We start from the raw sequence: 13,101 nt of genomic DNA, 5'->3' as shown, positions 1-13,101 counted from the left end.
CCCGGAGCGCGCGAGTTCGGGCCGCGCGGCTATGGAAAGGTGCGGGGCCGGTGGCTACCCTCCGCGCATGATTCCCACGGTTGTCTGGGGTACCGGCAACGTCGGCCGTCTGGCCATCCGCGCCGTCGCGGCCCATCCCGCGCTGAAACTCTCCGCCGTCATCGTCCACAATCCAGCCAAGGTCGGCCGCGACGCGGGCGAACTCGGCGGCCTCGACCACCTGTTGGGCGTCGAGGCCACCGACGACGCCGAAGCCGTCCTGGCCGGCCGCCCCCGCGCCGTGGTGTACGCCGCGTCCGGGGACGTCCGGCCCGACGAGGCCCTCGCCGACATCACCCGTGCGATCCGGGCGGGCGCGGTCGTCGTCAGCCCGGCCCTCTACCCGCTCTACGACCACCGCAGCGCGCCGCCGGAGTTCCGCGACCCGGTGCTGGCGGCCATCGCGGAGGGCGGCGGCTCGCTCTTCGCCTCCGGCGTCGACCCCGGCTGGGGCAACGACGTACTCCCGCTCCTGCTCAGCGGACTCGGCACCACCATCGACGCCATCCGCTGCCAGGAGATCTTCGACTACTCCACCTACGACCAGCCGGACTCCGTCCGCAACCTCGTCGGCATGGGCCACCCCATGGACTTCGAGCCGATGATGCTCATGCCCTCGGTCCCCACCATGGTCTGGGGCGGCCAGATACGGATGATGGCCAGGGCGCTCGGCGTCGAACTCGACGAGATCCGCGAGACGTCGGAGCGCCGCGCCCTCGACACCACCGTGACCACCCGCACCATGGGCGCCTTCGAGGCGGGCACCCAGGGCGCCGTCCGCTTCGAGGTCCAGGGCGTCGTCGCCGGCGAGCCCCGCATCGTCATCGAGCACGTCACCCGCATCCACGCCTCGTGCGCCCCGGACTGGCCCGTGCCGCCGGACGGGGGCGACGGCGCCCACCGGGTCGTGATCGAGGGCCGCCCCCGCATCGAGGTCACCGTCGAGGCCACCGACGAGGGCGGGAACCGCTCGGCCGGGGGCAACGCCACCGCCGTCGGCCGTCTCGTCGGCGCCATCGACTGGCTCACCGGGGCCGAGCCCGGACTGTACGACGCCCTCGACGTCCCGTTGCGTCCCGCCACCGGCAGACTCGGAAGGAAACCGTCATGAGGATCGACATCCCCGAAGGCCAGCACCCGATCGAGTACGTGTGGGGCGACATGGTGCCCGGGATCGGCATGGCCGCCGCCAACTTCTCCCTGTCGGTGTACGCCCACACCACCCTGGGGCTGCGCGAGTTCGAGGCGGCCCGGCTGCGCGTCGCGCAGATCAACGGGTGCGTGTTCTGCCTGGACTGGCGGACCGAACGGGAGGGGGAGAAGGTCGAGGAGGAGTTCGCCGACGCGGTCACCGAGTGGCGCACCACCGAGGCGTTCGACGAGCGCACCCGGCTGGCGGCGGAGTACGCGGAGCGTTACACCCTCGACCACCACGGTCTCGACGAGGAGTTCTGGGACCGGATGACCGCGCACTACAGCCAGTTGGAGATCGTGGAGCTCACGATGAGCATCGGGTCCTGGCTGGCCTTCGGGAGGCTCAACCACGTGCTGGGCCTCGACAGCGTCTGCGTGTTGCCCGGGCACTGAGCGGGCCCCGGACGCGGGCACGGAAAAGGGGCCGTTCGGCGCATCCGAACGGCCCCGGCCGCTGGGGGGAGGACGCGGCCCTACGGGAGGTCGGTGGCGATGATCTTCTCGATGTTGCGCTCGGCGAGCGCGGTGATGGTGACGAACGGGTTCACGCTGGCGTTTCCGGGGATCAGCGCGCCGTCGATCACGTACAGACCGGTGTAGCCGTGCAGACGGCCGTAGTGGTCGGTGGCCTTGTCCAGGACGGCGCCGCCGAGCGGGTGGTAGGTGAGGGTGTCGTTCCAGATCTTGTTGCCGCCGAACAGGTCGGTCCGGTAGATCGTCCCCTCCTTGGAATTGATCTTGTCGAAGATGGTCTTGGCCATGCTGATGGACGGCTGCTTCCAGGCCGTCTGCCAGCTCAGCTCCGCCCTGCCCGTCGCGGCGTTCCAGGTGAACTCGGCACGGTGGGGATTCTTCGTGATCGACAGGTAGAAGGAGGCGTAGGTCTCGATCCCGGTGGGGAGCGGGGCGACCTCGGCGAAGGCGCCGCCGGCGTCCCAGTTGTCGATGCCGGAGCAGGGGATGGTCGACTGGAGCTTGCCGGTCGGGTCCCACATGTGGTTGGCGCGGCCGCACATGACGTTGCCGTTCTCTCCCCAGCCCTTGCCCACCTCGCCGTTGAGGTTCGGCAGGGCCCCGGTCGCCTTGAGCTTGACCAGGAGCTTGCTGGTGCCGACGCTGCCGGCCGCGAAGAACACCCGGTCGGCGGTGACGGTCTTGGTGGCCACGGTGTCCCCGGTGGTGTTGATCTGGTCGATGGCGACCGTGTAGCCGCCGCCCGCGGCGGGGGAGACCGTGGTGACCTTGTGCAGGGGGGAGACGGTGACCCTGCCCGTGGCCCTGGCCCGGGCCAGGTACGTCTGCACCAGCGACTTCTTGCCGTGGTTGTTGCCGTAGAGGATTTCCCCGGCCAGCGCGGACTTGGTGGCGGTGCCGGCCGCCTCGTTCTTCATGTAGTCCCAGTCGTAGACGTCGGGCACGAAGGTCCAGGCGAAGCCGGAGCGCTGGGCGTGCTTGCGGCCGACGCGGGAGAACTGGTAGCAGTCCGCGGTGTCGAACCAGGCCGGGTCGACCATCCCGACGCCGAGCCCGGCGTTGGCCCTCGGGTAGTAGGTGTCGTACATCTCGTCGGCGTTCACCGACGGCAGGACGGCGGCGAAGTTCGCGCGCTTGGGCGTGACCGCCATGCCGCCGTTGACGAGCGAGCCGCCGCCGACGCCCCGGCCCTGGTAGACCGTGATGCCGGCGAAGTCCTCGGCGTCCAGGATCCCCGTGTACTTGGGGACGTCCTTGTCGATGGGGAAGCCGAGGAAGTTGCTGAGCGGGGCCTTGGTCCGGGTGCGGAGCCAGAAGGAGCGGTAGTCCGGGCTGGTCACCTTCGGGAAGACCTTGCCGTCCGGGCCGGGGGTGTCCCAGTTCATGCCCATCTCGACCATCTGTACGTCCACTCCGGCCTGGGCCAGCCGCAGCGCCGCCACCGAGCCGCCGTAGCCGGTGCCGATGACCAGGACCGGTACCCGGGCGCCGTCGGTGAGGGGCCCCGGTGCGGCCACGGCCGCCGTAGCGGCCGCCGGGGTGACGTGGCCGGCCAGCGCCACTGCCCCGATGATGGAACCTGTTCTACCTAGGAATCCGCGACGTGAAATTCCATTGGAGCCTCTTTCAGGCAGGGTGTTGTCACCCATGTGACGTTCCTCACTCTCGATGGAATGGGAACGAGTTCTACTGCTGACCGCGTGTGAAGTCACTACATACGTCTAGGTAACTTTCGGTCGATCAGCGGCCCACGGCGGCCGGTTCCCGGCCCCGGGCCCGGCCCGGGACGAGCAGCGACGCGACCGCCGCGAAGACGCACCGGGTGGCGGCGAATTCCGGCCGCCACAGCGCTGAGCAGGCCGGTGCCCCCGCCGCGAGCACCATGCCGAGAGTCCGCAGCCGCCGGTCCCCGGCGAGCAGCAGTGCGCCCGGGGTGGCGAACGGGCAGCCCGTCCGGGCCGGGGGCGTCCACGGAACCTTCACGCCGTAGCCGATGGTGCGGCCCCGGATCCCGGCGGTCACCGGCCCGCTCGCGAGGCCGTACGCGCGTGCCCCGGCGGTCGCGAGACCCACCGCCACCGGCGCCCACGGGCGCCACGGCGGCGGCCACCGGCCGAGCCCGCCACCCGATCCGTCGTCACGCTCCAGCGCGCGCGATCAGCCCGGCGCCGTACGGTCGCCCCGCTCGCGGGGTTCGAGCGGCGGTGAGGACAGCGCGCAGTGCGTGTGGCACTGCGGGTGGCAGGCCCCGGGCGCGGGGGAGCGTACGGTCGCCCACGCCACGACCGCGCCGGCCACGAGGGCGCCCGCGCACCAGGGCATCGCCCGCCCGAAAGCGGCGTCGAACTGCGTCCCCGAGAGGTACGACTCCGGCCCCATCCCGGCCAGCAGCGGCAGCGCCGCCACCGCGAGCAGCCCAGCCGCGCGCGCCGCGGCGTTGTTGATGCCGCTGGCCAGGCCCGCCCGCCCCGGGTCCACCGAGGACAGGACGGTCGCCGTCAGCGGAGCCACCAGGGTCACCATCCCGAGCCCCATCACCACCATCGCCGGCAGCACGTCCCCCGCGTAGGACGCCCCTGGGCCGATCCGCAGCGTCAGCAGGGTCCCCGCCGCGCACAGCAGCGGCCCCACGGTGAGCGGGACGCGCGGCCCGATCCGGTCGCCGATCTCGCCCGAGCGGGCCGACAGCAGCAGCATCAGCAGGGTCGTCGGCAGCAGGGCGGCCCCGGCTGCCAGCGCCGAGTACCCGGCGACCACCTGGAGCTGGAGCACCACGAGGAAGAAGAAGCCGCTGAAGGCCGCGTACACGCACAGGGTGACGAGGTTGACGGCCGTGAACTGCCGGGAGGTGAAGATGTCCGGCGGCACCATCGGATCGGCCCGGTGCCGTTCCACCCACACGAAGGCGGCGCCGAGCAGCACCCCGCCCACCGCCGCGGCGATCACCGGGGCGGTGCCCGACGAGGCTTCGATCAGCGCGTAGGTGACCAGGCCGAGGGCGCCCGCGCCGAGCACCGCCCCGGCCACGTCGAAGCGTCCGTGCGCCTGCGGGTCCCGCGACTCCGGTACGTGCCGCAGCGCCACCGGTACGCACAGCGCGGCCACGGGCACGTTCAGCAGGAACACCCACCGCCAGCCCGGCCCGTCCACCAGCCAGCCGCCGACGAACGGTCCCACCGCCGCGCCGACACCGCCCAGCCCCGACCACAGACCCACCGCGCGGCCCCGGTCCCCGGCCCGGATCGAGCCCTGGATCAGGGCGAGCGAGCCGGGCGTCAGCAGTGCCCCGCCGACGCCCTGCAGGGCCCGGGCGGCCACCAGCACCCCGGCGTTCGGCGCGATCCCGCACAGCAGGGAACCCACCGCGAACCACACCGTGCCCAGCACGAAGATCCGGCGGCGGCCGAAGCGGTCGCCCAGCGCCCCGCCGACGAGGATCAGGCCGGCCAGGGTGAGCAGGTAGGCGTTCACCGTCCACTGCAGCACCGCCAGATCGGCGTCGAGGTCCTCCCCGATGCGGGGGAGGGCCACGTTCACGACGGTCGAGTCCAGCATGGCCATGGTCGAGCCGAGCACCGTCGCCAGCAGGATCCACCGGCCGCGCGCCGAGGCGAGCGGTACGGCGGGCTCGGGCGGCACGACGGGCGGCTCCGCGGGCGCGGTCATGCCTTCAGGCTGGCCCGCCGCGCGCCGAAGGGCCAGCGGGGCGCGCCCGGTCCGCGGGGCCGGAGACGGCTCATTAGGCCCTCTTGTAATGAACATGACGTCTCGTTCACCATGACCCGCGCACGTCACGCGCACCCTTCCCGCACATCCCGCACACGGCGTACGAGGAGACAACACGTGGCCCAACGCGACAAGCGGTCCTCACGAGCCCTACGGCCCACAAGGCCGGGCCGGCCCGCACGGTCCTTACGCACGGCGCTCGCCGCCCTCACCTCGGTCCTGTTGCTCCCGCTCGGCGCGGGCGTCGCCGCGGCCGCACCGGATCCCGGCAGCGGAGGGCCGAGCGCGGCCGAGCGGAAGATCGAACCCAAGCTCCGCGCCCAGCTCGACGGCTCCGCCAAGGCCGTCTTCTGGGTCTACCTCGACAGCGCCGCCGACCTCACCGCCGCGGGGAAACAGCAGACCCGCGCGGCCAAGGCCGAGACCGTGCTGAGGACGAAGAAGGACCACGCCGCGCGCACCCAGGCCGATGTCATCAAGGCCCTGGAAGGCGCCGGGGCCGAGTACACCTCGTACTGGATCGTCAACGCCGTCCGCGTCGTCGGCAGCGAGAAGCTCGCCGGAACCCTCGCGCAGCGCCCCGAGGTGGCCCGGATCGACGCCGACGACAGGGTCGACCTCCCCAAGCCCGCCGAGGGCAAGCGCGAGAAGGCCGTCGCCGACGCCGTCGAGTGGAACATCGACCGGATCAAGGCCCCGCAGGTGTGGGACCGGATCGGCGTCCGCGGCGAGGGCATCGTCGTCGCCAACATCGACAGCGGCGTCGACTTCACGCACCCGGCCGTGGCCCACCAGTACCGCGGCAAGAACGCGGACGGCAGCTACTCCCACGCCTACAACTGGTTCGACCCGGCGGGCGTCTGCGCCGGCGCCGCACCGTGCGACAACAACGACCACGGCACCCACACCATGGGCACGATGGTCGGCGACGACGGCGGCGCCAACAAGATCGGTGTCGCCCCCGGCGCCCAGTGGATCGCGGCCAAGGGATGCGAGTCCAACTCCTGCTCCGAGGCCTCGCTGCTCGCCTCCGGCCAGTGGATCGTCGCCCCGACGGACCTGAACGGCCAGAACCCGCGTCCCGACCTCGCCCCCCACATCGTCAACAACTCCTGGGGCGGCACGGGCGGCGACAGCTGGTACCAGCAGATCGTCGACACGTGGCGGGCCGCCGGCATCTTCCCGGCCTTCTCCAACGGCAACGCCGGACCAGGCTGCAACACCAGCGGCTCACCCGGTGACTACGCGAGCTCCTACAGCTCCGGCGCCTTCGACATCAACAACGCCATCGCGTCCTTCTCCTCGCGGGGCGCCGGTCCCGGGGGCATCGTCAAGCCGAACATCTCCGCGCCGGGCGTGAACGTCCGCTCCTCCGTCCCCGGCGGCGCGTACGAGGCCTTCTCCGGCACCTCCATGGCTTCGCCGCACACCGCGGCCGCCGTGGCCCTGCTGTGGTCCGCCGCCCCGTCCCTCGAGGGCGACATCGCGCAGACCGAGTCGCTCCTGGACGGCACCGCCCTGGACACCGACAGCGGCCAGTGCGGTGGCAACACCGCCGACAACAACGTCTTCGGCGAGGGCCGGCTCGACGTCCTCGCCGCCGTGGACGCCGCCCCGCGCGGCGCGCTCGGCGCCCTCGGCGGCACCGTCCGCTCCGGCGGCCAGCCCCTCGCGGGCGTGAAGGTCACCGCCGACGGCCCGATCGACCGCACCGCCACCACGGCCGCCGACGGCAGCTACTCCTTCCCGGCCCTCTCGGTGGGCGAGTACACCCTGACCGCGGCCAAGTTCGGCTACGGGCAGCAGACCGCGACCGCCACCGTCACCGAGAACGCCACCGCCACCGGCGACTTCACCCTCACCCGGGCCCCCTCCGGCACGGTCACCGGAACCGTGGCCTCGGCCTCCGGCCCCGCCGCCGGGGCCGCCGTCACCATCGCGGACACCCCGGTGACCGCCACCGCCGACGCACAGGGCCGCTTCGAGGTCACCCTGCCGCACGGCACCTACCGGGTGAACGCCACCCACACCTCCCGCTGCCTCAGCCCGGGCACCGCCGAGGTCGCCGTCGGCGGAGACACCACCGTCGCGGTGAACCTGCCCGAGCGCACGGACGGCTACGGCTACGCCTGCGCCACCGCCGGCGACCGGCCGTACCTGGAGGGCAGCCGGCAGCTCGCCCTGACCGGCGACAACACCACCGAACGGGTCGACCTGCCCTTCCCGCTGCCGCTGTACGGCAAGACGTACGCCCAGGCCTGGATCGGTACCAACGGCACGGTCAGCTTCGGCGGCAACCACACCGGTGACATCAACGGCGACCTGCCGAGCACGGCCACGCCCAACGCGGCCCTCTACCCCTTCTGGGACGACCTGGTCGTCGGCGCGGCGGGCAGCGGCTCGGGCGTCTTCACCGCGGTCACCGGCACCGCCCCGCACCGCAGCTACGTGATCGAGTGGCGCGAGGTGTCCCACTGGTCGGCGCAGGCCGACAAGTTCTCCTTCTCCGCGGCGATCGGCGAGGACGGCACCGTCACGTACTCCTACAAGGGCACGGGCGGCACCGGTATCAAGGGCGGCTCCACGGCCACCGTCGGCGTGGAGAACGCCACCGGAACCGACGCCTTCAAGTACTCCTTCAACACCCCGGTCATCACGGGCGGCCTGTCCATCGCCTTCCGCACCACCAAGAGCGGCGTCGTGGCGGGCCGGGTGCTCGACGCCAATGACGGCAACGGCGTGGCGGGCGCCACGGTGACCGTGGGCACCGGCGACACCGCGGTGTCGGCGACCACGGCGGCCGACGGCGGGTACGTCGTCCAGAGCCCCTCCGGCTCGCGGAGCGTCTCCCTCGCGGCGCCGCAGTACCAGTCCGCCACGGCGACGGTGGACGTCAAGGCCGCCGACGTCACGACGGTGACGCAGTCGCTGCGCACCGGAAAGGTGACGGCGTCCCGGCCGGCGCTGGAGGTCGTGCTCCCGGCCGGCCAGCAGCGCACGCGGACCCTGGACCTCACCAACCCGGGCCTCGGCACGGCGTTCACGGTGTCCGAGGACGCGGCCTGGCTGACCGCCACACCGGCGAGCGGTGACCTGCCGACCGGCGCCAAGGTCCCGCTCACCCTCTCGGTGGACACGACCGGGCTGGCTCCCGGCACGGTCCTCACCGCCGACCTGAAGATCGCCTCGGCGAGCGGCCGCACCCCGGTCCTCACCGTCCCGGTCAAGGTCGTCGTCCCCCGCTACCAGGTCGCCCTGGACGCGGGGTCCGGCTACGGCAGCACCGACGCCCTCGGCGACGCCTGGTCCCCGGACCGCAAGTACACGGCGGGCTCGTACGGCTACCAGGGCAACGGCACCGTGCACTCCACCGGCCGCACCATCGCCGGCACGGACGAACAGCGGCTCTTCCGCAACGCCCGCGAGGGCATGTACGAGTACCGCTTCGACAACGTGCCGAACGGCACCTACACGGTGGAGCTCGGCTTCGCGGAACTCTCCTCCACCAAGCCGAACAAGCGCGTCTTCGACGTCCTGGCCGAGGGCACACAGGTCCTGCCCTCCCTCGACATCGCGCTGGAGGCGGGCACCTACACGGCCCTGACCCGCACGTACACAGTCACGGTCACGGACGGCGTCCTCAACGTCCGCTTCGTGACGCACTCCGGATTCGGCAAGCCCCTGCTGAACACCCTCCGGGTGACCGACCGGCCCGACAAGGGCTGACCGGCTGACACGGTGAGGGGGCGGGGCGCCCGCCGGCCCCGCCCCCTCCTTCCGGATCCGGGCCGGTTCCTTCCGTCCCGGGTCCGGGCCGGTTACTCCCGGATCGGGGCCCGGTGTCTTCCGGACCCGGGCCGGTTCCTCCCGCCCCGGGTCCGGGCCGGTTACTCCCGGATCCGGGCCCGGTGTCTTCCGGTCCGGGCCCGGTGCCTTCCGGCCCATTCGGGTGGCGGGAGCGGCGGATCCGCGCGACCTGCCCCGGCCCCGCGGCGCCGGTGGCTAGCGTGAACGACCATGACGCTCCTGAGCGACCAGGCAGACGCCGTCCGGGCCCTCGTGGAGTCCGCCGATCCCGGGGCGGTGTGGGCCGTCGGCGGACCGGACGGCCCACACGCCGGTTCGGACGGCGCGGACGACCTCGACGTCGGCGGCCTCACCGCCGTCCTCGCCCTGTGGCCGGCGGTCGGGACCCTCGTCGACGACGGCGCGCTGAGCCTGCACACCCCCCTGGCCGCGTACGGGGACGAGGCCGCGGCCGGCACCCCCGCCGGAACCACCGCCCACCAGCTCCTCACGCAGCCCGGCGGCACGGCCGCCCTCACCCGCCTCGTCGAACACCTCTCCGGCAGCACCCTCGCCGAACTCGCGGCGGTACGCGTCTGGAGCCCGCTGGGCATGACCCGCACCCGCCTTGCCGACGGCACCCTCCGCGCGCCGCTCGCCGACCTCGTCCTCTTCCTGCGGAACCTCCTGCACCCGGGCGGCCCCGGCGGGCCCGGTGGTCCGGCCGACCCGAGCGCTCCCGCTGCTCGCGGCGACGCGTGCGGCTCCGCACCCCTCACCCGCGCCTGGACGGCCGAGTCCCTCCGCATCCGCACGGGCGAACTCACCCCCGCCCGCGGGCTCCTCTGGCACCCCGCGCCCCACGGCGTCTGGACGCACCACGCCCCGGCCGAGCCGGGCCCCGCCGTCTGGATCTCCCCGCGCCACCACCGCTGGGCCGTCCTCGTCCCCGCCGCCCGCAGCACGCTGCGCACCACCTTCCGCGAGGCCGTCTTCACCCCGGCCGCATCCGTGCGGAGCAGCCGGCCGGACGGGATCCCCCGGGCGTAGCGCTCGGAGCGCGCACTGCGCGGGCGGGACGTACGGTGATGCCGATGTCACCGGCCGTTGTCGTCGTTCCCGTCGCGGAGGTACACGGATGCGTACGGTCCAAGGGGCCGCCCTCGACGGGCTCAAGGCCCGGGTACGGGCCCTCGCGGAACGGACCGGGCTGCCGGTACGGTCCACGCGGGGCGAACCGCGGACACCCGGCGGACCGGCGGTCCGGCCGCGCCCCGCGCAGCGACCGGCCCGCACGCCCCGGGGCCACGTGCCCCTCGCGGACCCCGGACCGGCCGCGCAGCCGCCGGGCACGGACAGCCCCGCCCGGCGGGCATCCATGAGCACCCCGTTCCGACGGCAGCCCGCCGCGCCCGCCCGTACCGCCGCCCTTATGGCGCCCGCCGCGTCCCCCGCGGCCGCGACCACCGTGTTCGCCGCCCTCGGCGCCCTGCTCTCCGGCACCGGACGGCCGCGCACCATCCGCCGGCGGCCCGACGACGTGCGCGCCTCCGCCTCCGCCGCCGCCCTGCGCGCCCTGCGCGCACGCCACGGGGACGCGCCCGCACTCGTACGCACCCGGTCCGGGAAGACACTCCTGGTCCTGCTCGACCCGCGGGACCTGCGCCGCTTCTACGCCGAGCCGGTCACCGTCCTCGCGGCCGACCCGCCGCGCAAGTGCCGGGGCCTGAGCACGCACGAGCCCGACCACGAGGGGGACGGCACCGGCTGCGCCCGCGGTGAACACCGCGCCGAGCGGCGGCGGATGAACGCCGACGTGCTGGCCCCGGGACAGCCCGTGCACCCTGCGGCCGGGCCGATCCTCACGGTCGTGTCGGAAGAGGCCCGGCACCTGACCGCCGCGGGGACCCTCGAACTCGCCCGCGCCCGGCACGCCGCGAGCCGGGCCGCCCGTCGGATCGTGCTCGGCGACCCGGCCGCCGAGGACGACGAGCTCGCCGGATGGCTCACCCAACTGCGCGCCGAGGACAAGCGGCTGCGCGGCGGCCCGAGGCGCGCCGCGCGCTCGGTCCACGACAAGGCCCGCGCCCGCATCCGGGAGTACGTCCGCCGCGCGGGCGAGGACACCCTCGCCGCCCGCGCCGCCCGCCTGGCCGACCCTGCCGGTACCGACGGCGCAGCCGATCCCGGCGACGAGTCCCGCCTCTGGCTCCTGGCCATGGACGCCGTGCCCGACACCCTGCTGCGCACCCTGCTCCTGCTCGGCGCGCACCCCTGCGAACAGGACGCCGCCGCGGCCGAAGCGGCCGCCGAGGTCGCCGCCGGTCCGGCCCGCGGCGAACTGCCCAGGCTGCGGGCCTGTGTCCGGGAATCGCTGCGCCTGTACCCGGTGGTGCCCGACCTGATCCGCGTCACCCGCGCCGAGACCGAATGGCGGGGCGTACGCCACCCGGCCGGCACCTCGGTGCTCCTGCCCGCCGCGTTCCACCAGCGCGACCCCGAGCGGGTACCGGCCGCCCACGTCTTCGTACCGGGCCGCTGGAAGAACCCGGGTGCCGACCAGGACATCCGGATGGCGCCCTTCAGCCACGGCCGCGGCCGCTGCCCCGGCGACCAGCTGGGACTGATGATCACCGCCGCCTTCTGCGCCGAGGTGCTGCGCGGCCACCGGATCACCGCCACCCGGCCGGTCCTGGACCCCGTAGGACCCCTGCCCGTGACGCTCGACCCGCACGGCGTCCGGCTCACCCTCACCCGCCGCTGACGACGTCGCACCGCCGCCGCCGCAGCCGGAGCTGGAGCCGGAGCCGGCCGCACAGGTCCCGCCCGGCTCCACCCGCCCCACCCGTCCCGCCTGCTCCGTACGCCTTCAGATCCCTGCCGAAACCCACGAGGAACCCATGTCCGACGCCGCGACCTCCGCGTCCACCGCCCCGGACGCCGACCAGATCGACGCACCCTGCCGCGCACTTGCCGAGGCCGCCGACGCGGTCGGCGAGGCCGCCCGCTACGCCTCCGGCCTGGCCTTCGGCGCCCGCCTGCCCGCGGCGGCGCTCGCCCGGGGCGGCCGCAGCAGACGCGGCTGGCGCACCCTGCTGCGCACCCTCACCGACCCGGCGGGCCTCGGCTGGGCGGCGCGCGGGCGGGGCGCGGCCCGCGCCGGGCGGCTCGCCGGGGTGCTGGCCGGCCGGGAGAGCCTCGCCATCAGCATCGCCGTCTGCGGACTGAAGGCCAGGATCCGGGCCGCGAGCGCCGGCCGCCCCGAACTCCTGGAGGACCCCGGCTCCGCGGCGGTCCTGCGGGCCGCCGCAGCCGGCCGCCAGGCCGAGGCCGTCCGGCTGTTCCGCGACATCGTGCGCGAGCGGGGCGACGAGCACGCGTTCTCCCTGCTGGCACCGTCGTTCGCCGACATCCTCGCCTGGAACGCCCTCACCGACGCCAACCCCTTCAACGACCACGCCGGCTGGCAGGTCGCCACCTGCCGGGCCGAGCCGGCACCACCGCTCCTCGGCCTCGGAGCCGCCCTGCGGGCCTTCTGCGACCGCGGCCCCGGCCTGCCCGTTCGGCCCCCGGCGGGACCGGCACCCGATCGTGGTGCCGTCCGGCGCCGTGCGACGGCCGGGCCGCCCCAGCGGCCCCGTCCGCTCCGGCCGGCGCCGTGGCCCGCGGGCGGCAACCTCCGCGACCATGCGGCCGCGCTGCGCGCGCACGCGGTCCGGCTGCGCGGGGCCGCGGCCTGGTCGCCGGGATGGCAGGGCCGGGAGACCGCGGCACTGCGCGCCGAGGTCGAGCACCTCGCGGCGCGCTGTGCGACGGCGGCGGGCGGTCTGGCCCTCGCCGCCGCCCAACTGCAGGACCCGTGACGGCTGCAGGACCGCGGTC

General features: G+C 74.3%; 9 protein-coding genes. 6 read left to right on the top strand and 3 right to left on the bottom strand.

Going from position 1 to position 13,101, the window contains the following annotated elements:
• The first annotated feature begins 67 nt into the window (after window positions 1-67).
• Both IH80_RS0110570 and IH80_RS0110565 read left to right on the top strand, forming a co-directional pair.
• The gene (locus IH80_RS0110570; protein WP_030959524.1) at window positions 68-1,150 is read left to right on the top strand and encodes a dihydrodipicolinate reductase; all 1,083 of its coding nucleotides are present in this window, start codon (window positions 68-70) and stop codon (window positions 1,148-1,150) included.
• Window positions 1,147-1,626: a carboxymuconolactone decarboxylase family protein gene (locus tag IH80_RS0110565; protein ID WP_030959523.1), complete on the top strand. Its 480-nt coding sequence runs from the start codon at window positions 1,147-1,149 to the stop codon at window positions 1,624-1,626. The genes IH80_RS0110570 and IH80_RS0110565 overlap by 4 nt, the downstream gene beginning before the upstream one ends.
• Before the next feature lie 80 nt (window positions 1,627-1,706).
• Here IH80_RS0110565 and IH80_RS0110560 read toward each other — a convergent pair whose 3' ends face one another.
• The 3 genes from IH80_RS0110560 to IH80_RS0110550 form a co-directional block, all read right to left on the bottom strand.
• A complete protein-coding gene (locus IH80_RS0110560; protein WP_030959522.1) occupies window positions 1,707-3,356 on the bottom strand; it encodes a GMC oxidoreductase in 1,650 nt (549 codons plus the stop codon).
• Between the two features lie 91 nt (window positions 3,357-3,447).
• Window positions 3,448-3,780 (bottom strand): DUF6629 family protein, encoded by a 333-nt coding sequence (locus tag IH80_RS0110555; protein ID WP_158943375.1) that lies wholly within the window; start codon window positions 3,778-3,780, stop codon window positions 3,448-3,450.
• 84 nt (window positions 3,781-3,864) lie between these two features.
• A complete protein-coding gene (locus IH80_RS0110550) occupies window positions 3,865-5,373 on the bottom strand; it encodes an MFS transporter (RefSeq protein WP_051809053.1) in 1,509 nt (502 codons plus the stop codon).
• A gap of 177 nt (window positions 5,374-5,550) precedes the next feature.
• Here IH80_RS0110550 and IH80_RS46850 point away from each other — a divergent pair, with 177 nt between their 5' ends.
• From IH80_RS46850 to IH80_RS44635, 4 genes are all read left to right on the top strand, one after another.
• The gene (locus IH80_RS46850) at window positions 5,551-9,159 is read left to right on the top strand and encodes a S8 family serine peptidase (RefSeq protein WP_030959517.1); all 3,609 of its coding nucleotides are present in this window, start codon (window positions 5,551-5,553) and stop codon (window positions 9,157-9,159) included.
• 291 nt (window positions 9,160-9,450) lie between these two features.
• Window positions 9,451-10,269 carry a hypothetical protein gene (locus IH80_RS0110540; protein ID WP_030959516.1) on the top strand — a complete coding sequence of 273 codons (819 nt, stop codon included), beginning with the start codon at window positions 9,451-9,453 and terminating at the stop codon, window positions 10,267-10,269.
• Window positions 10,270-10,357: 88 nt separating this feature from the next.
• A complete protein-coding gene (locus tag IH80_RS40715) occupies window positions 10,358-11,983 on the top strand; it encodes a cytochrome P450 (protein WP_051809051.1) in 1,626 nt (541 codons plus the stop codon).
• A gap of 136 nt (window positions 11,984-12,119) precedes the next feature.
• Window positions 12,120-13,082, top strand: coding sequence for a hypothetical protein (locus IH80_RS44635; protein ID WP_051809049.1), 963 nt, complete (start codon window positions 12,120-12,122; stop codon window positions 13,080-13,082).
• Window positions 13,083-13,101 lie beyond the last annotated feature (19 nt).

It is taken from the genome of Streptomyces sp. NRRL S-378, assembly GCF_000720645.1.
Classification (GTDB): domain Bacteria; phylum Actinomycetota; class Actinomycetes; order Streptomycetales; family Streptomycetaceae; genus Streptomyces.
Note: the sequence above shows the minus strand (reverse complement) of the source record. Positions and strands in the feature narration are given on the sequence as shown.

Bases quoted from the DNA above. Each gene is read 5' to 3' on its own strand.
- IH80_RS40715 (WP_051809051.1), top strand. From the start codon at position 10,358: ATGCGTACGGTCCAAGGGGCCGCCCTCGACGGGCTCAAGGCCCGGGTA.
- IH80_RS0110565 (WP_030959523.1), top strand. From the start codon at position 1,147: ATGAGGATCGACATCCCCGAAGGCCAGCACCCGATCGAGTACGTGTGG.
- IH80_RS44635 (WP_051809049.1), top strand. From the start codon at position 12,120: ATGTCCGACGCCGCGACCTCCGCGTCCACCGCCCCGGACGCCGACCAG.
- IH80_RS0110570 (WP_030959524.1), top strand. From the start codon at position 68: ATGATTCCCACGGTTGTCTGGGGTACCGGCAACGTCGGCCGTCTGGCC.
- IH80_RS0110540 (WP_030959516.1), top strand. From the start codon at position 9,451: ATGACGCTCCTGAGCGACCAGGCAGACGCCGTCCGGGCCCTCGTGGAG.
- IH80_RS0110560 (WP_030959522.1), bottom strand. From the start codon at position 3,356: ATGGGTGACAACACCCTGCCTGAAAGAGGCTCCAATGGAATTTCACGT.
- IH80_RS0110550 (WP_051809053.1), bottom strand. From the start codon at position 5,373: ATGACCGCGCCCGCGGAGCCGCCCGTCGTGCCGCCCGAGCCCGCCGTA.